Source organism: Casimicrobium huifangae (genome assembly GCF_009746125.1).
GTDB lineage: Bacteria > Pseudomonadota > Gammaproteobacteria > Burkholderiales > Casimicrobiaceae > Casimicrobium > Casimicrobium huifangae.
In genome coordinates, this window is record NZ_CP041352.1 from 4,164,408 (window position 1) to 4,184,075 (window position 19,668).

General features: G+C 62.6%; 18 protein-coding genes. 8 read left to right on the forward strand and 10 right to left on the reverse strand.

From position 1 onward, the window contains the following. Positions 1-5: 5 nt before the first annotated feature. Positions 6-977, reverse strand: a complete 972-nt coding sequence (locus FKL89_RS18840) for an NAD(P)H-dependent flavin oxidoreductase (RefSeq protein ID WP_156864257.1) — start codon at positions 975-977, stop codon at positions 6-8. 90 nt (positions 978-1,067) lie between these two features. Between FKL89_RS18840 and FKL89_RS18845 the strand changes: the two genes are divergently transcribed. Continuing rightward, positions 1,068-2,264 (forward strand): acyl-CoA dehydrogenase family protein, encoded by a 1,197-nt coding sequence (locus tag FKL89_RS18845; RefSeq protein WP_156864258.1) that lies wholly within the window; start codon positions 1,068-1,070, stop codon positions 2,262-2,264. 24 nt (positions 2,265-2,288) lie between these two features. Further along, complete coding sequence (locus FKL89_RS18850; protein ID WP_156864259.1) at positions 2,289-3,422, forward strand: acyl-CoA dehydrogenase family protein; 1,134 nt, start codon at positions 2,289-2,291, stop codon at positions 3,420-3,422. Between the two features lie 128 nt (positions 3,423-3,550). On the opposite strand, the gene FKL89_RS18855 is transcribed toward FKL89_RS18850, so the two are convergent. Genes FKL89_RS18855 through rraA form a run of 4 tightly spaced genes read right to left on the reverse strand, consistent with a single transcriptional unit; the run spans position 3,551 to position 6,468 of the window. Continuing rightward, the gene (locus tag FKL89_RS18855) at positions 3,551-4,417 is read right to left on the reverse strand and encodes a tetratricopeptide repeat protein (RefSeq protein WP_156864260.1); all 867 of its coding nucleotides are present in this window, start codon (positions 4,415-4,417) and stop codon (positions 3,551-3,553) included. Next, on the reverse strand, positions 4,407-5,093 hold the full coding sequence (locus tag FKL89_RS18860) for a flavin reductase family protein (protein WP_156864261.1): 687 nt from the start codon (positions 5,091-5,093) through the stop codon (positions 4,407-4,409). Before FKL89_RS18860 ends, FKL89_RS18855 begins: the two co-directional genes overlap by 11 nt. Then, complete coding sequence (locus FKL89_RS18865; RefSeq protein WP_156864262.1) at positions 5,090-5,980, reverse strand: alpha/beta fold hydrolase; 891 nt, start codon at positions 5,978-5,980, stop codon at positions 5,090-5,092. The genes FKL89_RS18860 and FKL89_RS18865 overlap by 4 nt, the downstream gene beginning before the upstream one ends. Further along, a complete protein-coding gene (rraA, locus tag FKL89_RS18870; RefSeq protein WP_156864263.1) occupies positions 5,977-6,468 on the reverse strand; it encodes a ribonuclease E activity regulator RraA in 492 nt (163 codons plus the stop codon). The genes FKL89_RS18865 and rraA overlap by 4 nt, the downstream gene beginning before the upstream one ends. A gap of 465 nt (positions 6,469-6,933) precedes the next feature. Here rraA and FKL89_RS20435 point away from each other — a divergent pair, with 465 nt between their 5' ends. Further along, complete coding sequence (locus tag FKL89_RS20435; protein WP_238363434.1) at positions 6,934-8,358, forward strand: 3'-5' exonuclease; 1,425 nt, start codon at positions 6,934-6,936, stop codon at positions 8,356-8,358. A gap of 113 nt (positions 8,359-8,471) precedes the next feature. Then, the gene (locus FKL89_RS18880; protein WP_156864264.1) at positions 8,472-8,933 is read left to right on the forward strand and encodes a VOC family protein; all 462 of its coding nucleotides are present in this window, start codon (positions 8,472-8,474) and stop codon (positions 8,931-8,933) included. Positions 8,934-9,155: 222 nt separating this feature from the next. On the opposite strand, the gene FKL89_RS18885 is transcribed toward FKL89_RS18880, so the two are convergent. Next, positions 9,156-10,649, reverse strand: coding sequence for an AMP nucleosidase (locus FKL89_RS18885; RefSeq protein WP_156864265.1), 1,494 nt, complete (start codon positions 10,647-10,649; stop codon positions 9,156-9,158). A 69-nt stretch (positions 10,650-10,718) separates the two neighbouring features. Between FKL89_RS18885 and dbpA the strand changes: the two genes are divergently transcribed. Continuing rightward, positions 10,719-12,134 carry an ATP-dependent RNA helicase DbpA gene (gene dbpA / locus FKL89_RS18890; protein ID WP_156864266.1) on the forward strand — a complete coding sequence of 472 codons (1,416 nt, stop codon included), beginning with the start codon at positions 10,719-10,721 and terminating at the stop codon, positions 12,132-12,134. Between the two features lie 26 nt (positions 12,135-12,160). Here dbpA and FKL89_RS18895 read toward each other — a convergent pair whose 3' ends face one another. Further along, the gene (locus FKL89_RS18895; protein ID WP_156864267.1) at positions 12,161-13,009 is read right to left on the reverse strand and encodes a phosphate/phosphite/phosphonate ABC transporter substrate-binding protein; all 849 of its coding nucleotides are present in this window, start codon (positions 13,007-13,009) and stop codon (positions 12,161-12,163) included. A 570-nt stretch (positions 13,010-13,579) separates the two neighbouring features. Between FKL89_RS18895 and FKL89_RS18900 the strand changes: the two genes are divergently transcribed. The 3 genes from FKL89_RS18900 (at position 13,580) to FKL89_RS18910 (ending at position 15,638) form a co-directional block, all read left to right on the forward strand. Then, positions 13,580-14,134: a DUF3455 domain-containing protein gene (locus FKL89_RS18900; RefSeq protein WP_156864268.1), complete on the forward strand. Its 555-nt coding sequence runs from the start codon at positions 13,580-13,582 to the stop codon at positions 14,132-14,134. 215 nt (positions 14,135-14,349) lie between these two features. Beyond that, positions 14,350-14,913, forward strand: coding sequence for a sigma-70 family RNA polymerase sigma factor (locus tag FKL89_RS18905; protein WP_156864269.1), 564 nt, complete (start codon positions 14,350-14,352; stop codon positions 14,911-14,913). Beyond that, positions 14,910-15,638 (forward strand): anti-sigma factor, encoded by a 729-nt coding sequence (locus FKL89_RS18910; RefSeq protein WP_156864270.1) that lies wholly within the window; start codon positions 14,910-14,912, stop codon positions 15,636-15,638. Before FKL89_RS18905 ends, FKL89_RS18910 begins: the two co-directional genes overlap by 4 nt. Before the next feature lie 154 nt (positions 15,639-15,792). Here the strand turns inward: FKL89_RS18910 and gcvP are convergent, their stop codons facing one another. The 3 genes from gcvP to gcvH form a co-directional block, all read right to left on the reverse strand. Next, complete coding sequence (gene gcvP, locus FKL89_RS18915) at positions 15,793-18,612, reverse strand: aminomethyl-transferring glycine dehydrogenase (RefSeq protein WP_156864271.1); 2,820 nt, start codon at positions 18,610-18,612, stop codon at positions 15,793-15,795. Positions 18,613-18,743: 131 nt separating this feature from the next. Further along, positions 18,744-19,187, reverse strand: coding sequence for a GNAT family N-acetyltransferase (locus tag FKL89_RS18920; protein ID WP_156864272.1), 444 nt, complete (start codon positions 19,185-19,187; stop codon positions 18,744-18,746). Between the two features lie 84 nt (positions 19,188-19,271). Then, on the reverse strand, positions 19,272-19,637 hold the full coding sequence (gene gcvH, locus FKL89_RS18925; protein WP_156864273.1) for a glycine cleavage system protein GcvH: 366 nt from the start codon (positions 19,635-19,637) through the stop codon (positions 19,272-19,274). Between the last annotated feature and the right edge of the window lie 31 nt (positions 19,638-19,668).

Below are 19,668 nucleotides of genomic sequence, written 5' to 3' on the forward strand. Positions count from 1 at the left end.
TTCCGCTACGCAAACGCCGCCGTCTTCTGCTGCGTAGCGGCAACGGCGTCGCGGTACTCCGCTTTCAGTCGCTCAACGAGCACAGCCGTCGCCGGCACGTCGTCCATCTGGCCCACGCCCTGCCCTGAGCCCCAGATGTCCTTCCATGCCTTCACGGCGCCCTGCCCGAAGTTCATCGCCGTCTTGTCAGCGCTGGGCAGATTGTCGGGGTCGAGCCCGGCCTTGCGGACGGACTCTTTCAGGTAATTGCCGTGAATGCCGGTGAACAAGGATGAGTAGACGATGTCCTGCGCCGTGGAATCGACGATCATCTGCTTGTAGCCCTCAACAGCGCGCGCCTCTTCGGTCGCGATGAAGCGGGTGCCCATGTAGGCGAAGTCCGCGCCCATCGCCTGCGCCGCCAGGATGCTGGCGCCGTGGGCGATTGCGCCCGAGAGCGCGATCGGGCCATCGTAGAAGCGCCGCACTTCACGCACCAGCGCAAATGGCGACAGCATGCCCGCATGACCGCCGGCGCCAGCGCACACGAGAATCAGCCCGTCAACGCCCGCCTCCAGCGCCTTTTCGGCGTGGCGAATCGAGATCACATCGTGGAACACCACACCGCCCCAGGCATGCGCCTGCTTCACCACGTCGCCGGGCGCGCGCAATGAAGTAATCAGCATCGGTGCCTTGTACTTTTCGCAAAGCTGCATGTCGTGATCAAGCCGGTCATTGCTCGAATGCACGATCTGGTTCACCGCGTAGGGCGCGATACGACGCTTCGGCTCGGCCGCCTGCGCGGCGGCGAGCTTCTCGGTCAGCTCGGCCAGCCAGTCATCAAGCTGCTCCTTCGGGCGCGCGTTCAGCGCGGGAAAGGCGCCGATGACGCCGGCGAGGCATTGCGCCAGCGTCAGCGGTGGATGCGAGATGATGAACAGCGGTGCCGCGATCACCGGCAAACTGAGTTTGTTCTCTAAAAAAGCGGGTATTGACATGGTGGAGATTGCTTACACTAGCCTGCAAGCCAAAGGACACGGACAGATCATAGAGAAGCCGCACAGCGGCCCATCATTTTTGAGGCAAGTATGGACTTGAATTATTCACCGGAGCAACAGGCTTTCGAAAAAGAGGTACGCGAATTTACCCGCGCCAACCTCGATCCAAAAGTAGCCCGCAAAGTGCTCGAAGGCTCCCGTCTCGAACGCGAAGACTATCTTGGCTGGCATCGTGCGCTGCACAAGAAGGGCTGGGTCGGCGTCGGCTGGCCAAAGCAGTTCGGCGGCACCGGCTGGAACTCCACGCAGCAGCACATCTTCGACGAAGTCACCGCCGACGAAGGCGCGCCGCAACTGATTCCGTTCGGGCTGCGCATGGTGTCTCCGGTCATCATGGCGTTCGGCAACAAGGAACAGCAGGACTATCACCTGCCGAAAATTCTCTCCGGCGAAAGCTGGTGGTGCCAGGGCTACAGCGAGCCGGGCTCCGGCTCCGATCTCGCGTCGCTCAAGTGCAAGGCCGAGCGCGAGGGCGATTTCTACATCGTCAACGGCCAGAAAACCTGGACCACGCTGGGCCAATACGCCGACTGGATCTTCTGCCTGGTGCGCACCTCCAGCGAAGGCCGGCAGCAGGAAGGCATTTCGTTCCTGCTGATCGACATGAAGACGCCCGGCATCACGGTGCGGCCCATCATCATGCTCGATCAGGAGCATGAGGTGAACGAAGTCTGGTTCGACAACGTCAAGGTACCGGTCAGCAATCGCGTCGGCGAAGAGAACAAGGGCTGGACTTACGCCAAGTTCCTGCTCGGCCACGAGCGCACCGGTATCGCCGGCGTGGGCCGCTGCAAGCGCATCGTCAAGCGCCTGCAGAACGTCGCCAAACAGGCGAAATCCAACGGTCGCCCGCTGATTGAGGACGTGCGCTTCCGCGACAAACTGGCGCAGGTCGAGATCGATTTGCGCGCACTTGAAATCACGCTGCTGCGCGTGCTCGCCGCCGAGGCCGAGAAGCGCGCCCCGGGCCCCGAGGCCTCGCTGCTCAAGATCAAGGGCTCCGAGATCCAGCAGACGCTGACCGAGCTGACCATGATGGCCGCCGGCCCGGCCGCGCTGCCCTATGTGCGCGAGGGCGAGCATGGCGCGGCCGATGTGCCGTGGCTGTCCGACGAGGCGTTCCGCTTCGCCTCGGGTCACTACTTCAACTTCCGCAAGACCACGATCTACGGTGGGTCGAACGAAATCCAGCGCAACATCATTACGCAAATGGTTCTGGGGCTGTAAGGCAAAGGCGACAGGAGAAAACACATGGACTTCAATCTCTCCGACGAGCAAAACGCGCTCAAGGATTCACTCGCCAAATTCATCGACCGCGACTACACGTTCGACGATCGCTGGAAGATCATCAAGACCGCCGAAGGATGGTCACGCAAACACTGGAACCAGCTTGCCGAAATCGGCCTGATGGCACTGCCGGTCGCTGAGGCGGACGGTGGCCTCGGCGGCACTGGCGTCGACACCATGCTGGTGATGGAAGAGCTCGGGCGCGGTCTCGTTGTCGAGCCCTATCTCGGCTGCGTCGTCCTGCCCGCTGCACTGATCAAGGCTGCGGGCAACGAATCGCAACGCGCCACGTTGAGTGAAGGGCTCGCCAGCGGCGAAACACGGTACGCCTTTGCACACACCGAGCCGGGCCAGCGCTATGAGCGCAACGCCGTCGCGTTCGCGGCGACGACCAAAGGTGACGGTTACGTACTGAACGGCAAGAAGGTCTCGGTGCTCGGTGGCGATGCAGCGGATCAGTTGCTGGTGTCGGCGACGGTGGCCGGTGATGCCGGACCGTCATTGTTCGTGGTGCCGGCAGGCGCAAGCGGCATCAAGCGCTTCGCTTACCCGATGCAGGATGCGCAGCGGGGTGCCGATATTGAATTTGCGAACGTCGAAGTGGGTGCAGACGCGCTGATCGGCGAACGCGGCCAGGCAGCCGCCGCGATTGACTACGCGCTCGACGTCGCCTGCGCTGCGCTCTGCGCAGAAGCCGTGGGCGCGATGGCAGAGCTGCACAAGATCACCGTCGAATACCTGAAGACGCGCAAGCAATTCGGGCGCGTGATCGGCATGAACCAGGCGCTGCAGCACCGCGCGGTGGACATGCTGATGCACGTCGAAATGTCGCGCTCGATGGCAATGGAAGCAGCGGTAGCCTGTGACAACACAAATGCCGCCGCGCGGGCCAAAGCGATCTCAGCGGCAAAGACGCTGATCAGCCAGGGCTGCCGCTACGTCGGGCAGAACGCCGTGCAATTGCATGGCGGTATCGGTGTGACGCACGAACTGAACACGTCACACTACTTCAAGCGCCTGACCATGATCAGCGTCACTTTTGGTGATGCCGACTGGCATCTGGGTCGCTATGGGGATGCGCTGCTCGCAGCGGCCTGATTGGCCGTGAAAGTCGTAGCCTCGATGGAGCGCAGCGCAATCGAGGCATTTGTGGGTCGCTGACGGCGGCCCTCGATTCCACTTCGTTGCATCGAGTCTACGGGCGGTCGCAAGGCCACCACGTCAGATCAGGGCTTCCGCTTCAAGCTGTTCTGCTTTTCGGCGTACTTCGCCGCTTCATCGGGTCGCTTCAGGGCCGTGTTCAACGCGGCCAGCTCTTCGTAAACGTATTCGTCCGGCTCCTTCGCGGCGAGCATTTCCTGCTCCAGCCGCAGCTGGATGGCGAGCGCGTCATCGAGCTTGCCTTGCAAACGCTTCACATTGGCCACCTGCCACCACGCCATGCGCACTTGCAGCGGCGTGCCGTTGGCCTGATGTGCCTTTAGCGCCGCGTCGAAGTGTCGGGCAGCAGCGTCTAGATTGCCGCGATCCCGCTCAGTCGAGCCCATGTTGTTGGCGATCGACGCGCGCCAGCGGATCGCGCGCGGCAGCTCGCTCGCGAGCGCGAGGCGCATCGCGACCTGGTTCCATGACATCGCTTCGTCAAGGTTCTTCGAGAAGCCAAACATATGCGCCGCATCAATGGCGAGCAACACCTCGTTCTCGCGCTGCGCCAACTGAAAGGCATCCGAAAACAGCGGCTTCGCCTTCTCGAACTGACCGGATGAGTTGAGCGTGCGGCCACGCTCCAGCAGGTAGCGGATACGCACGCGCGGCGCCGTGTTGCCCGAGGTTCGGGCGGCGACGGCATCCAGCGTCGAATTGGCACGCACAAAATCGCGCCGCATGCTAAAGGTGCGCGCGATCTGCGTTTCGATCTCCAGCGCAGCGTCGCCCGTCTCGGTCTTCAGCGCCTCACGAAAGCGCGCTTCGCTTTCAGCTGGTTTGGCGTAGTCCCACAGCGCATCAATATCGGCTGCCACACTGACTCCACTCAACGTGAAAATTGCACCGGCCGCCAGCGCGCGGGCAGCACACAAAACACTACGTGCCACGCTGCCCTCCATCGCGTCGCTGCAGCGTCTCGATCTCGCGGAGACGTGCGTAGAAATTGCTGCCCAGCCGGGCGTACGGTCGCATATCAACCTGCGACAGCACATCCACGCGATGCTTGAAGCCACGCTTCTCGCCCGCGTAGCAGCGCGCATCAATATGCACCTGCACCACGTCGCCCATCACCCAGGTGCTACGCCCAAGGGCGATGCCTTCGCGCAGCACGCATTCGTAGGCAACCGGCACACCCGCCACGCGCGGCGGCTTCACCTTCGTGGAGGCGACAGGGATCAGACCGGCATGCGCGAATTCGCTGGCGCCGGGCGGCAATGGGTCGCTGGTGCGCACCATCTCGTCGGCCATTGATTCCGGCACCAGATTGATGACGAACTCGCGCGTCTCGCGGATGTTGGCCCAAGTGTCTTTCAGCGCCCACGCATCATTACTGCGATCCTCGCCACGCGGTCCGCAACTGAAGCCCAGCACGGGTGGCGTCGGCGAGCAGACGTTGAAAAACGAAAACGGAGCGATGTTGGTGTTGCCCTGCGCGTCGATGCTCGACACCCAGGCAATCGGGCGCGGGATGATGGCGTCGCGCAACACAAAGTACATCTCGTCCGCCGTGAAGTCGGTCGGTGCGAGTGAGATGACGCTCGGAGTGTCGGGCGCAGCACTCATGCGGCCTCCCACGGCGACGCATGCAAAAAGCGCTTGACCGCGGCAATCGTCGGATCGTCCATGATCATTGGCGCGTGACCGGTGTCGGCAATGGTCAATGCCTCGGCGATGCGACCGGCGCCGTGATGCGCAGCCAGCATCTTCTCGACGGTCGCCGCGCTCAACAAGTCTGACTCGGCGCCGCGCAACACCAGCACCGGCTGCGTGACCGCGGCCCACAGCGGCCACATGTCCATCGCCGTCTGCTTGAGCCCATCGCGGAAGGCATCGCCAATCTTCGGGTCGGTCTTGAATTCCCACTGGCCATCAGCGCGCTGGTGTACAGCCGTCTTCACCATGTGATGCTTCTGCTCGTCGCTGAGCGGGCCGAAGCTGGAATTGATCGGTTGCACCGCCTCGAATAGCGCCATGTAGCTTGGGAAGGTGGGCACCCGGCCGACGTAGGAGGCGATGCGGTCGAGCGCTGCCTTCTCGATCACCGGGCCGATGTCGTTGATGACGAAGCGGCGCATCTTCGAGCGGGGGGTGGCAGCCATCACCATGCCGATCAGCCCGCCCATCGAGGTGCCGATCCAGTCGTAGCGCGACACCCCCAACTGCGTGAACATTGCGTTGATCGCCGCGATGTAGTTCGGGATCGTGTAATCCGCCGCGCTGGCGTACCAGTCGCTCTCGCCACGACCGGGAATGTCGGGGCACAGCACGCGATAGCCGTCCGCCAGTGCCGGGGCGACCACATCGAAATCGCGACCGTTGCGCGACAGGCCATGCACGCAGACCACGACGCGCGGATTGCGCTCGTCGCCCCAGTCGTGCACCACCATGTTGCGCGTGGCGTCACCAATGGGCACCACCACATTGGCGCGACGATCAGGGGTGGGAATCATGCCAGCTCCACATCAGAAAACAGTACGCCGTCGCGGTCGGCGTAGCACCAGTCGCCGGGCTTGACGGTCACGCCACCAAACGCCAGCGGCACATCGAATGAACCGGCGCCAGTCTTTTTGCTCTTCACCGGGCAGGTGCCAAGCGCACGCACGCCAATCGCGCAGGCATCAATCTCGTCGGCATCGCGGATCGGTGCGTTGAGCACCACACCCGCCCAGTCATTTTTCTCGGCCAGCTTGCCCAGATTGCCGCCGAGCAACGCGCAGCGCAGCGACGCCGCACCGTCCACCACCAACACCTGCCCGTGGCCCGCAGTCTCCACCGCAGTGCGCACCAGCGAGTTGTCCTCAAACACCTTCAAGGTCTTCACCCGGCCAGCAAACATCGTGTGCTTGCCGTAGCGGTGAAAGTTGGGCGCCAGCACACGCAGCGTGCCGTCGGCAAGCTTGGCTTCGTTGGCATCACAGAGGTCGGTAGTGGCAGGCATGGGGCGGCGCGGGAAGTGTTTTGTGAAGCATAGCGCGGCGCGTCACTGTTCGTGGTGATCACGCTGTACGCCGTTCGTGGTGAGCCTGTCGAACCACGAATCCGTGCCGAACGTAGGGTGCGCTTTCAGCGCACCCAAATTGATACCAGCCACTCTACCGTACGTGCGCTCCACCACCGTACTGCTCAGGGCGACCCCACCGCGAACCCATCGGCCCGATTTCTGATCGTTCGGCGTTGCCGGCTACGAACCCCCCCGTGGGCATACGCGGACTTGATGGATGTGCGCGTTGTTATACCGATCACGCGGAGGTATAACTTGCAACACCACAGACAATCAATGACTTGACGCATGAACGTGCAAATCGCGAGATGCACTATTAAAAAGTTATACGCGCGATGCGCGCATAAAGCGCGTTATGCGTCGAATCGAATGCATTCGCGAATTTGAGGAGATGCAGCCGGTATGGGCCTGTTCGACAAGCTGTTTTCAAAGCTCACCGGTGGCCCAACGCCTACTCCCGTGACTGTTCCCGCAGCAGTGGTTCAGTCACGAATGGATGCGGGCATCACTGTCACGATTACAGGCCCGGCCGGCCCGTCAGTTCAGGTATCGGATGCCGAGGTCGCGGAGCGCGTCCTCGAGTACGCCTTCGTACTAACCACCGACCCACCTGTGCTCGAAGCCGCCGATCAGTGGTGGAATGAAGACACACATAGACGCCGACGACGCGAGAGCCCGGAAAAGGCTTATGCGTGGGTGCTTCCCTTCGTCTCGGTCGAAATCGCCAAGCTTGAACAGTTGCAAGCCGCGCAGGAGTGGGGGCCGCACAGCGCAGGTGCGATAGCAAAGGAATTGCGCGTGCTCATCCGGGAACGCCGCAAAGCCAAAGAGCCATGCCCAGAACTGTTAAAGGCACTTTACTGTATGTGCGTCGTTGCGGATCTCTCGGCATCACTGAAGTTTGAAGGTGCCCAGCCGCATTACATGGCTCGCTTCGTCGATATCAATGAACTTCGTCCGATCAAGCTTGACTTCGTGGCCATGGGTTACCAATGCATCGAATCGCTGTCCAAGACCGACGTAAAGTGGCTTGTCGAGGCCTTCGGCGAACCTGCCGAACATGAGTCATTCGATGCACGGTGGCCGCACATACGGCGCAATGCCGTGGCCCGCTACTGCTGGAGTGAACTGCGCAGTTCCAACAACAACGCGAAATCTCTGGGCCTGCGTCAGAGGACAATGCAGGAGTGGCTGAACGAGCTAGTCAGACGAAACATCGGTTACTTCAAGGAATCGCAAGAGCGTGTTGCCAAACGTCAGGCCTACGTGACCGAACTCGCCACGATGCTAGACGGGGCTTGGGCTGCAACACGCCAGCCGTTTATCGTGGCCGACCTCGAAACCACCGGATTAAGCGCCAATACCGATGAGGTGATCGAGTTCGCCGCCATACTCGTGACACCAGAAGGCGGCATAGCCGACGAGTTCTCGACACTAGTGCGTGCATCACGGCTCGTTCCAGCCGAAATTACTCGGTTAACGGGAATCACGCAGGATGCCATTGACCGCGAAGGTCAGCGACCAGCTGATGCGATGAAGGCGTTCGCAGCGTTTGTAGGTACGCATCCGGTCTTTTTCCACAACGCACCGTTCGATCAAGTGTTCATCAAGAAGGCGGCGGGTCAGACCGGGGTGAAGTTCGTCAACCCAGTCCACGACACGCTGCCGTTGGCGAGGCAGGCCTGGCCATCGCTTGCCTCGTACAAACTGGCTACGCTGGCGCAGCACGTAGGGGCAGCGGTGCCGACACACCGAGCGCTTGACGACGCCAAGGCTACGTTGGCTGTTCTGCTGGCAGCCCGGCATAGAGTTGCGTCTGATAGGTAGGTGCACAAGCGACGCATAACCCTGCGGTCCACCCGACGCTGCGCGATAAAGCCGCACAGCGCCGGTGACCTCCACACTAGCGCAATCGTCGCATGTACAGAGAAAAAACCCCCATGAACAAAGTAACCCCCTTCCTGATGTTCAACGATCAGCTGGAAGCGGCGATCAAGTTCTACACGGCGACGTTTCCGGGCTCGGCGGTGCTCAACGTCGCCCGCACGGGTGCGGATGGCCCGATCAGTTCTGCTGAGTTCGTCGTCGGCGGTCAGCGCTTCATGGGCTACAACGGCGGTTCGTACTTCAGCTTCTCGGAGGGTGTATCGCTCTACGTGGACTGCGTGGATCAGGCGGAAGTGGATGACTACTGGGACAAGCTGCTGAAGGCAGGCGCAACGCCCACGGCGTGCGGCTGGATCAAGGACCCGTTTGGCCTCTCGTGGCAAATTGTGCCGAGGCGATTTACCGAGCTGATCCGCGATAACGACCCCAAGAAGGTGAAGGCCGTGATGGACGCCATGATGACGATGGTGAAGCTGGATGTGGCGGCGCTGGAGCGGGCTTACAACGGGGCTTAGTCGAGATCGCTTGATGGCGCGTCACGAGTTTGTCGTAAGAAGTGGTTGGCCGAGACTATGGCTGTCGGCGCGTGGTGGGGATCAGCCAACGTTGCCACGAGCACTCTTCGCTGGTATCAATTTGGGTGGGTTGAAACCCACCCTACGACTTCTTATGGGTTCATGGTTTGACGGGCTCACCACGAACGGGCTGGGTTGGGTTGGGCGCTACTGCGCCCTCGCCTACTGGAAAGCCACCTCAGCAAAGCTCCGCAGCTTGCGGCTGTGCAGGTGATCGGCGCCGGCCTGGCGCATCAGCTCGATGGCGCGAATGCCGATCAGCAGGTGCTGGTTGACGCGTTCGCGGTAGAAGTGGTTGGCCATGCCGGGCAGCTTGATTTCGCCGTGCAGCGGCTTGTCGCTGACGCAGAGCAGCGTGCCGTAGGGCACCCGGAAGCGGAAGCCGTTGGCGGCGATGGTGGCGCTCTCCATGTCAAGCGCGATGGCACGGCTTTGCGAGAAGCGCAACTCGGGTGAGGTAGCGGCGCCGCGCGAGGGCAGCAGCTCCCAGTTGCGGTTGTCGGTGCTGGCGACGGTACCGGTGCGCAGCACACGCTTCAGCTCGTAGCCCTTGAGCTTGGTGACATCGGCGACCGCGGTTTCGAGCGCAACCTGCACTTCGGCGAGCGCCGGGATCGGCACCCAGAGCGGCAGCTCTTCGTCGAGCACGTGATCCTCGCGCACGTAGCCGTGGGCGAGCACGTAGTCGCCCAGCGACTGCGAATTGCGCAGGCCGGCGCAGTGACCGAGCATCAGCCAGGCGTGCGGGCGCAGCACGGCGATGTGATCGGTGATGGTCTTGGCGTTGGCCGGGCCGACGCCGATGTTGACCATCGTAATGCCGGAGTGATCGGCTCGCAGCAGGTGATAGCCGGGCATCTGCGGCAGACGCGGCGGTGGCGCACCCAGTGCGTCAATCGCTTCCGGCGGCAGGCCCTTGCGGCGGGTGACCACGTTGCCCGGCTCGACGAAGGCGATGTATTCGCTGTTCGGGTCGTTCATCAACTCATGGCCGATGCGCACGAATTCGTCGATGTAGAACTGGTAGTTGGTGAACAGCACAAAGTTCTGGAACCACTCGGGCAGGGTGCCGGTGTAGTGGCGCAGCCGGTGCAGCGAGTAATCCACACGCGGGCCGGTGAACAGCGACAGCGGCTGGTGGGCGCCGTGCGGTGGCTCATAAGTGCCGTTGGCGATGCCGTCGTCCATCACCGAGAGGTCGGGCAGGTCGAACACGTCGCGCATCAGTTGCCGGCGCTCGGCACTGAGATTGCCCTCAACGTGATCGTTCTCGGCGAACGAAAAGTGCACCGGGATTGGCTGCGCGCTGGTTCCAACTTCCAGCGTGGTGCCGTGGTTTTTCAGCAGCAGGCGGAATTGCTCAAGGTAGTAGTGGCTGTAGAGATCGGGCCGCGTCAGCGTCGTTTCGTAGACGCCGGGGCCATGCACGAAGCCGTAGGAGAGCCGTGAATCAGCGCGGGCCACCGTGCGCGTGTGCACGCGGACAAACGGGTAGCAGGCGCGGACGTGATTGCCGATGTCTTCGCCGGCGACGAATGCCTGCAACGATTCGCGCAGGTGCGCGATGGAGGCGTTGTAGATAAGTTTGACCTGGGCCAGGGCGGCGTCGGCGTTGTCGAATTGTGCGGGAGCGATGAATATTGATTTTTTTGTCATCCTCCATTTTGTACTGTGTCGCGGCATGTAGGAAGTGGGCTCTCGTCATATCAGACATAACATTCATCAATGAAGCAAATATCAGCAGACGGCGCGGCCACCGGCGCCGACGATCAGGGCTTTGCCGCGTTGCCGCTGTCAGCGGCGATGCTCGCCAATCTCGACCGCCTGGGCTATCGCACCATGACGCCCATCCAGCGGGCGGCACTGCCGCTTGCACTGGCCGGCAAAGACCTCATCGCGCAGGCAAAAACCGGCAGCGGCAAGACGGCCGCCTTCGCCATCCCGTTGCTGGCGAAACTGGACGTCGCGCGCCTCGATGTGCAGGCGCTGGTGCTCTGCCCTACCCGTGAACTGGCTGAACAGGTGACGCAGGAACTGCGGCGCCTGGCCCGTGCCGAGGACAACGTCAAGATCCTGACGCTGGCGGGAGGCGTGATGATGCGCGGCCAGCGCACAAGCCTTGAGCATGGCGCGCATATCGCCGTGGGCACGCCGGGCCGCATCATGGACTTGCTGGATCGCGGCAATCTGGAGCTGGGCGCCGTGAAGACGCTGGTGCTCGATGAGGCGGACCGCATGCTGGACATGGGCTTTCACGATGACATCGCCTATGTCGCCAGACGGGTGCCGACGCAGCGGCAAACGCTGCTGTTTTCGGCGACCTACCCCGACGGCATTGCGAAGCTGGCGGCGCAGTTCATGAAAAATCCGCAGCGGGTGACTGTTCAGGCGCAGCACGAGCACAACAAGATTCGCCAGCGGTTTTACGAGATTACCGATGCCGAGCGGCTCGACACCGTAAGCAAATTGCTGCGGCACTATCGGCCGGTGAGCACGCTGGCGTTCTGCAATACGAAGCAGCGCTGTCGTGATCTGGTGGAGGCGCTGCAAGCGCAAGGGTTCAGCGCGCTGGCACTGCACGGCGAGCTTGAACAGCGGGATCGCGATCAGGTGCTGGTGCAGTTCGCCAACCGCTCATGCTCGGTGCTGGTGGCGACCGATGTGGCGGCACGCGGGCTGGATATCGCGCAGCTCGAAGCGGTGATCAATGTTGACGTGACACAGGAGCCGGAGCAGCACATTCACCGCATCGGCCGCACCGGCCGCGGGGAGCACGAAGGCTGGGCGCTGAGCCTGGCCAGCGCGAAGGAGATGCTGCGCGTGACCCGCATCGAGGACGAGCAGGGGCGCGAGATGGAGTGGGCCGACGTGGCGACGCTCACCCCCGCGGGCAGTGAACCGCTGGTGCCGCCGATGGCGACGCTGCAGATTCAGGTGGAGCGCAAGGAGAAGATTCGCGCTGGCGACGTGCTGGGCGCACTCACCGGCGACGGGGGTATCAGCGGCGACAAGGTCGGCAAGATCACGATTGCCGAATTTTCAACCTATGTCGCCGTTCAGCGTGATGTGGCGAAAGCCGCGCTGCGCCACCTGTCCTCGACCAAAATCAAGGGCAAGACGGTGCGCGTGCGGCTGCTGTAACGATTGACGACAGGCCGGGCGGAGGTTCAGAGCCCTAGCCAGGCGGCGATGGCCACGTAGTTGTTCTGGTCGTAGGTGATGAAGCCCTGCTTGAGGCCGATCTTTTCGAGCTTGGCCTGGCCATCGGCGCTGTTGGCCATATCGACAAAGTAGTTGCGAATGGTGTCGAGCTGCTCCTTACCGAGCGAGTTGGCGACGATCAGGTTCTTGATCGGCACGGCGCGCGACGAGGCGATGACCTTGCCACCCGCCGCCGTCCAGTCCCTGATGATCGCTTCGGACGCAGTGGCCCCGACATCGACGAAGCCGTTTTCGACCATATAGGGGATGGATTCCTGATAGCGGGTGTACTTCAGCGGCGGCGTGGTGGTCTTGGCGGCAGCTGCGGCGTCGCGCAGCGTCGCGCGGATCAGCCACGCGGTGATCGAGTTGGCATCCGGTGAGGCAACCGGTTTACTGCCGCTGGCCAGTGTCTTGCCGAGATCGGCGGGCGTGGCTGCCGGGGCATTCACCTTCGACAGGAACGAGGCCTTGTAGCCGGTGTGCGCCTTCGACACCGCCGCCAGCGTGTACTCACCACGCTTGACTGGCGCCAGCGCGATGTGGGTGGGATGGACAAAGGCGAGGTCATACGCCCGGGCAGCGAGACCCTTCTCCAGCGCGGCGTAGTCAGTGACGATCTCGACGTTGACTTTCACCTTGAGCTGCTTGGCCAGGTCGTCGGCAATCAGCTTGTAGTTCTGGCGGGCGTTGTCATTGCCGCGATAAGTCACGCCCTCGTTGACGGCGAAGGTGAGCGTTTGCTGTGCACTAGCGACGCCAGTGAGCACCAGGCCGGTGGCAGCGAGCGCCGCAGTGAGGGTTCGTTTGAGCATGATGGATACCTCGATCGTGTGCTTTGCGCGACGGTCCGCGCTTGTTTCCCCGACGCCAGCAGGCGTCGGGGCTCCGGTTCTTATGGATTTATCTTACCCCGCCGCATTGTCATTCATCAAATCAAATTTTTGCCCTTACCGACCTAAGAATGTTGGAAGCATGGCTTTGGCATAAGGCACCAGCGGATAGTGATCGCCAACTTGAATTGCCATGACGTTGGCAATTTTCTTGCAGAAAACAAGGTGCGCCAGCGTTGCGTTGTCGCCACAGGACAGCGTCTGACTGGCCCGGCGCCGGGGTGGCGCGCATTGGCTTTTTCGTTAAACGCTTATTTGAATTGGGCTTAAAGGCTTGTTTTACTGATAGTCGACTTTGGTGCTTTGTGCCCGTTGAGCCCTTATGGAATAAGGGTTATGACGAAAAGATGAATGAACAGAAAAATTCCCTCGATTGCTGCATCCATTCGCTGGTCTCGGGCGTAGTGAAGGCAGGAACCTCCGCGCCGGCACGAATGCGGCGCGAGGCCCGCAATCTGCAATTCACTGAACACTGATCCAAGGAGTCCTGTCATGTCCCGCAAATCGCCCGTATTGCTTTTGTCCGCCGTTGCCGCTGCGCTGTTCGCTGCCGGGGCGCCGTCCGCAATGGCGCAAGCCGCGTTCGACCAGTCCATGCTGCCCGATGCCGTGAAGGTGCCCGCTGGTAACAAGGTGGCAATGGAGACCGTCGGCGTCGGCGAGATCACCTACGAATGCCGCGACAAGAAAGACGCCGCCGGTCAGTTTGAGTGGGTGTTCGTCGGTCCCGATGCGGTGCTGAATGATCGCAGCGGCAAGGCTGTCGGCAAATACTTCGGCCCGCCGGCCACCTGGCAAAGCTCAGACGGCTCGAAAGTCACGGCGACGCAGGTTGCGGTTTCCCCCACCAGCGCCGGCAACATCCCGCTGCAGCTGGTCAAGGCCAATCCGGCCACCGGCAACGGCGCCATGACTGGCGTGACCTTCATCCAGCGCGTGGCCACCAAAGGCGGCGTGGCGCCGGCAACCGCTTGTGACGCCACCAGCAAGGGCAAAAAAGAGATCGTGAAGTACCAGGCGGACTACATCATCTACAAGGCGATGTAAGCCGCGCTGACCAGCCGCATCACTCACCCGTTCGCGCGGGTGAGCATGGCCACCCGCCGGTCGTGCTGCCACCAAAGGCAGGCTCGGCGGTGCGCGATCCGGGAAGAGCGCGGGTAACATCGTCTTTGCTTGCCGCTGCCTGCCGTCTCTCCTCCGCGACGGGCGGCGCGATCCGCTGACGAACGTCTGCTCCGATTTTCTGGACCACGCCCGCCTTGCCTGCCGCCTCCTCCACGTTTGATTACGAAGCCGCCCTCGCGGACTGCGCGAAGGGTGATCGCGCGGCCCTGCATCGCATCTACCAACATGAAAGCCGCCGTCTGCTCGGTGTGGCGTTGCGCATCGTGCGTGACCGCGCCCGCGCCGAGGACGTGCTGCACGACGCCTTCATGAACCTCTGGACCAAAGCCGCCAGTTTTGACGCCACGCGTGGCGAAGGGCGCGGCTGGATCCACAGCATCGTGCGCAATCAGGCGCTCTCGGCCGTGCGTACCAGCGGCCGCGAAGTGTCAGCCGACGAAGACGCCATCGCGGCCATTGAAGCCGAAGCGGTAGCCAACGCAGCACCGATGGCTGAGGCCTTTGAGATCAATGCCGATCTCGGCCGCCTTGACGAATGCCTGGAACGGCTTGACACGGCAAAGCGCAACAGCATCCTGCTCGCCTATGTTGACGGCTGCTCACATGGCGAAATCGCGCAACGGCTCAATGCGCCGCTGGGCAGTGTGAAAGCCTGGGTGCGCCGCGGCCTGCTCTCGCTCCGGGAGTGCATGGCATGAACGCCGACGACCTGCACGTCCTCGCCGGCGAATACGTGCTCGGCACGCTCCCGGCTGCGCGCCGCGCCGAGGTGGAGGCGCGCATGAGCAACGACGCTGCGCTGCGCACTGCGGTGGAGCAGTGGCAACACAAGCTCCTGCCACTTAACGCGCTGGCAGCGCCGGTGGAGCCGTCGCCTGCCTTGTGGTCGCGCATTGAAACATCCGTTGCCGCACAGGTGGCAGCGGACAAAGGCGTGCGCCCTGCGGCGGCGATGCCCACCGCAGCGGCGAGTAGCTGGTGGAACAGTCTGCGCCTGTGGCGTGGCCTCGCGGCGACCGGTTTCGCGGCCACCGCCTTCATGGGCATCGTGGTGGTCGGCAAGCTGGCGCAACCACCGGGGCCAGGCTACATGGTGGTACTGGTCGGACCGCAGGACAAGTCGCCGGGCTGGGTGGTGCAGGCCGGGACGAACTCGCAACAGGCGCGGCTGATTCCGCTCGGCAAGGTGGACGTGCCCGCCGACAAGTCGCTGCAGTTCTGGACCAAGGGCAACGACTGGAAAGGCCCCGTCTCGCTGGGTCTGGTGCGCCCCGGCGAATCGAAAGAAGTGTCGCTAGACAAGCTGCCGCCGCTGGAACCCAACCAACTCTTCGAGATCACGCTGGAACCGTACAACGGCTCGCCACTGGATCGCCCCACCGGCCCGATTTTGTTCATCGGGCGGGCGGTGAAGATTATCTGAGCGGAAGCCTCCCCTGCGCAGTAGGGGAGGTGGTGCGCAGCGCCGGAGGGGTTTGCCACCGAACTAACCATCGCTGCCGCTGCCACCAACCCCTCTGTCGGCGAGGCGCCGACATCTCCCCTGCGATGCAGGAGAGACTTTCTTTACATCCCCCCTACGCGCTCGCGTAACTCTCCAGCGGCGGGCAGGTGCACATGATGTTGCGGTCGCCGTAAACGTCGTCTACACGTCCGACCGGTGGCCAGTATTTGCTCTGGCGCAGGCCGGGTAGCGGATACGCCGCCTGCTCGCGGGTGTAGGCGTGGTTCCAGGTCTCGGTGAGCAGCACCTCGGTGGTGTGCGGCGCGTTGACCAGCGGGTTGTCATCCTTCGGCCAGACACCGGTTTCGACCGCGCGGATCTCCTCACGGATGGCGATCATGGCGTCGATGAAGCGGTCGAGCTCGACCTTCGGTTCGCTCTCGGTCGGCTCGATCATCAGCGTGCCGGCCACCGGGAAGCTCACCGTGGGTGCATGGAAGCCGTAGTCCATCAGGCGCTTGGCGACGTCCATGTTGCTGATGCCGCACACGTCCTTGATCGGCCGCACATCGACGATGCACTCATGCGCCACAAAGCCGCCGTGCCCGGTGTAGAGGATCGGGAAGTGCGGCGCCAGTTTTTTCGCGATGTAGTTGGCGTTGAGGATCGCTACTGCCGTCGCTTCGCGCAAACCATCGGCGCCCATCATGCGGATGTAGGCGTACGGGATCGGCAGGATGCTGGCGCTGCCGTAGGGCGCTGCGCTGACCGGGCCAACCTTGCCGCGACCGGGCAGGAAGGGCGCCAGATGCGCGCGCACACCGATCGGCCCGACGCCCGGCCCGCCGCCGCCGTGCGGGATGCAGAAGGTCTTGTGCAGGTTCATGTGGCTGACATCGGCGCCGAGCTCGGCCGGATAGGTGACGCCCACCTGCGCGTTGAGGTTGGCGCCGTCCATGTAGACCTGACCGCCATGCAGATGCACGATGGCGCAGATTTCCTTGATCGCCTCCTCGAACACACCATGCGTGGACGGATAGGTGATCATCAACGCGGCAAGTTTGCTGGAGTGTTTCTCCGCAGCGGCGCGCAGGTCAGCGACATCAACGTTGCCGTTGTCGTCGCACTTGGTCACCACCACGTCCATGCCGCACATCTGCGCGCTGGCTGGGTTGGTGCCGTGCGCGCTGGAGGGGATCAGACAGACGTTACGGTGTGCCTCGTTGCGGCTGGCGTGATAGGCACGGATCGCCAGCAGGCCCGCATATTCGCCCTGCGCTCCGCTGTTCGGCTGCAGCGTGACGGCATCAAAGCCCGTGATGCGGCAGAGCATCTCTTCGAGATTTTTGTTGAGCTCGGCGTAGCCCTTCGCCTGCTCGGCCGGCGCAAACGGATGCAGGTTGCCGAACTCCGGCCAGGTCACCGGGATCATCTCGGTGGTGGCGTTGAGCTTCATGGTGCACGAGCCCAGCGGGATCATGGTGCGGTCGAGCGCGAGGTCCTTGTCGGCCAGACGGCGCAGATAGCGCAGCATCTCGGTCTCGCTGTGATGCGTGTTGAACACCGGATGGGTGAGCATGGCGCTCTCGCGCTTGAGCGCGTCCGGGATCGCCGATGGTGCCGGGTCAATCGACATCGGTGCGCGAATGCCGGTCTCGGCTGAAATCGCAAACAGCACGGCATCAACGTCGGCGTCGGTGTGCGTCTCGTCGAAGGTGACACCGACTGCTGCCCATTCCGCATAGTGGCGCAGATTCATGCCACCATTGCGCGCGGTGGTAACGATCGCGGCATGCGCGTCATTCTTGAAGGTGACGGTGTCGAAGAACTGACCCGCCGCCGGCGCGATGCCCATCGCTTTCAGGCCGGCGGCAAAACGCGTGGCAAGGCCGTGCACCCGGGTGGCGATACGGCGCAAGCCTTCGGGGCCGTGATAGACCGCGTACATGCTGGCCATTACGGCGAGCAGCACCTGCGCCGTGCAAATGTTGCTGGTTGCCTTTTCGCGGCGAATATGTTGCTCGCGGGTCTGCAGGGTCAGGCGGTACGCGGGCTTGCCCTGCGCGTCAATCGTCACCCCGACCAGACGGCCCGGCATGTTGCGCTTGTAGGCATCGCGCACAGCCATGAAGGCAGCGTGTGGACCGCCGTAACCCATCGGCACACCGAATCGTTGCGACGAGCCGATCACGATGTCGGCGCCCCACTCGCCCGGCGCCTTCAGCAGCACCAGCGCCAGCGGATCGGCAGCGCAGATGAACAGCGCGCCCTTCGCGTGCACAAAATCGGCGTAGCGGCCCATGTCGTGAATCTGGCCGCTGGTGGAGGGGTACTGCGCGAGCACGGCGAAGTAGTCGCCCTCCATCATCAACTGGTGCGCCATGCCGACCTTGACTTCAATGCCAAGCGGTTCGGCGCGCTGCTTCAGCACTTCGATCGTTTGCGGATGACAGTCGCCAGCAACGATGATGGTGTTGCTGGTTGACTTCGCCTGCCGCTTGGCCAGCGTCATCGCTTCGGCAGCGGCGGTGCCCTCATCCAGCAGCGACGAGTTGGCGATGTCCATGCCGGTGAGGTCGCAGATCATCGTCTGGTAGTTGAGCAACGCTTCCAGCCGGCCCTGCGAAATCTCGGGCTGGTACGGCGTGTAGGCGGTGTACCAGGCCGGGTTTTCAAGGATGTTGCGCAGGATGACGCCGGGCGTCACCGTGCCGACATAGCCCTGCCCAATGAAACTCTTGAAGATCTGGTTCTTCTGCGCAATGCCGCGCAGTTCAGCCAGCGCCTCAACCTCGCTCTGTGCCTGCGGCAGGGCAAGCCGCCGGCCGCCGATGATGGTCGACGGCACCACCTGCGCGACGAGGTCTTCGAGCGTGGTTGCGCCGACCTGAGCGAGCATGTCCATCTGCTCTTCACGATTGGGGCCGATGTGGCGGGGGAGAAAATCAGACATGAGGAATCGCGCTTATCCATGCCGTTGGTGGTGAGCCTGTCGAACCACAACGACCGTTCAGTTAAATGCGTTCATGGTTCGACAGGCTCACCACGAACGGGAAAGTCATAAAGTCGCCGCCAACGGCTTGATCACAAAACTTTTCGATACTGCAGGAAGCCACTGCGATCAGCGACATCGTTGTAGAGGACCATCGCGCGCGCGTTGGTCTCGTGCGTCAGCCAATGCACACGTGCTGCACCCTCGGCTTTCGCGGCCGCGTACACCGCCTCGATCAGCGCACGGCCGACGCCCTTGCCGCGCGCATCGCTGCTGGTGAACAGGTCTTGCAGATAAACGTACGGACCGGCCGTCCAGCACGACCGATGAAAGATGTAGTGCACGATGCCGAGCATCGTCTCGCCCTCGAACGCGCCCAGCACAAACATCGGCTCCGCCGGATCATGGAAGCGCGACCACGTCAGGTCGTACTGCTCGGGCGGCACTGACGTCTTGTAGAAATCGAGATAACCCTTCCACAGCGGCTGCCACTGGGTGCGGTCGGTGGGAGTGAGGGGGCGAACGGAGATGGTCATCTTGTTTTTGCAGGAGCGGCTCGGCCGCGACCAGCGTCAATTGGTGTAGACACCGGGTCGCGGCGGAGCCGCTCCTGCAGGTAATCAGGCAATCATTGCCTTGTAGGCGGCTTCGTCGTGCAGCTTGGCCACGGCGTCGGCGTTGCTGACCTTGATTTTGAAGAACCAGCCAGCGCCTTCCGGATCGGTGTTGACCAGCGACGGATCGGCGACGACGGCCTCGTTCACTTCAATGACTTCACCATCGACCGGGGACTTCACTTCGGCCGCCGCCTTGACTGACTCGATGATCGCGGCGTCTTCCTTCGCGGCGAGTTTGCGGCCGACTTTCGGCTGCTCAACGTAAACGAGATCGCCCAGCTTGTCCTGCGCGAAATGGGTGATGCCGACGGTGCCGATATCGCCGTCCATCTTGATGTATTCGTGGTCTTCGGTGTAGCGGGTGGTCATGGTTTTTCTTTCAGAAAAAGGACGAAAGACG

What these genes read in the sequence shown, in the direction of transcription:
- FKL89_RS18840 (WP_156864257.1), bottom strand. Translation starts at nt 977, where the DNA reads ATGTCAATACCCGCTTTTTTAGAGAACAAACTCAGTTTGCCGGTGATC.
- FKL89_RS18845 (WP_156864258.1), top strand. Translation starts at nt 1,068, where the DNA reads ATGGACTTGAATTATTCACCGGAGCAACAGGCTTTCGAAAAAGAGGTA.
- FKL89_RS18850 (WP_156864259.1), top strand. Translation starts at nt 2,289, where the DNA reads ATGGACTTCAATCTCTCCGACGAGCAAAACGCGCTCAAGGATTCACTC.
- FKL89_RS18860 (WP_156864261.1), bottom strand. Translation starts at nt 5,093, where the DNA reads ATGAGTGCTGCGCCCGACACTCCGAGCGTCATCTCACTCGCACCGACC.
- FKL89_RS18865 (WP_156864262.1), bottom strand. Translation starts at nt 5,980, where the DNA reads ATGATTCCCACCCCTGATCGTCGCGCCAATGTGGTGGTGCCCATTGGT.
- rraA (WP_156864263.1), bottom strand. Translation starts at nt 6,468, where the DNA reads ATGCCTGCCACTACCGACCTCTGTGATGCCAACGAAGCCAAGCTTGCC.
- FKL89_RS20435 (WP_238363434.1), top strand. Translation starts at nt 6,934, where the DNA reads ATGGGCCTGTTCGACAAGCTGTTTTCAAAGCTCACCGGTGGCCCAACG.
- FKL89_RS18880 (WP_156864264.1), top strand. Translation starts at nt 8,472, where the DNA reads ATGAACAAAGTAACCCCCTTCCTGATGTTCAACGATCAGCTGGAAGCG.
- FKL89_RS18885 (WP_156864265.1), bottom strand. Translation starts at nt 10,649, where the DNA reads ATGACAAAAAAATCAATATTCATCGCTCCCGCACAATTCGACAACGCC.
- dbpA (WP_156864266.1), top strand. Translation starts at nt 10,719, where the DNA reads ATGAAGCAAATATCAGCAGACGGCGCGGCCACCGGCGCCGACGATCAG.
- FKL89_RS18895 (WP_156864267.1), bottom strand. Translation starts at nt 13,009, where the DNA reads ATGCTCAAACGAACCCTCACTGCGGCGCTCGCTGCCACCGGCCTGGTG.
- FKL89_RS18900 (WP_156864268.1), top strand. Translation starts at nt 13,580, where the DNA reads ATGTCCCGCAAATCGCCCGTATTGCTTTTGTCCGCCGTTGCCGCTGCG.
- FKL89_RS18910 (WP_156864270.1), top strand. Translation starts at nt 14,910, where the DNA reads ATGAACGCCGACGACCTGCACGTCCTCGCCGGCGAATACGTGCTCGGC.
- gcvP (WP_156864271.1), bottom strand. Translation starts at nt 18,612, where the DNA reads ATGTCTGATTTTCTCCCCCGCCACATCGGCCCCAATCGTGAAGAGCAG.
- FKL89_RS18920 (WP_156864272.1), bottom strand. Translation starts at nt 19,187, where the DNA reads ATGACCATCTCCGTTCGCCCCCTCACTCCCACCGACCGCACCCAGTGG.
- gcvH (WP_156864273.1), bottom strand. Translation starts at nt 19,637, where the DNA reads ATGACCACCCGCTACACCGAAGACCACGAATACATCAAGATGGACGGC.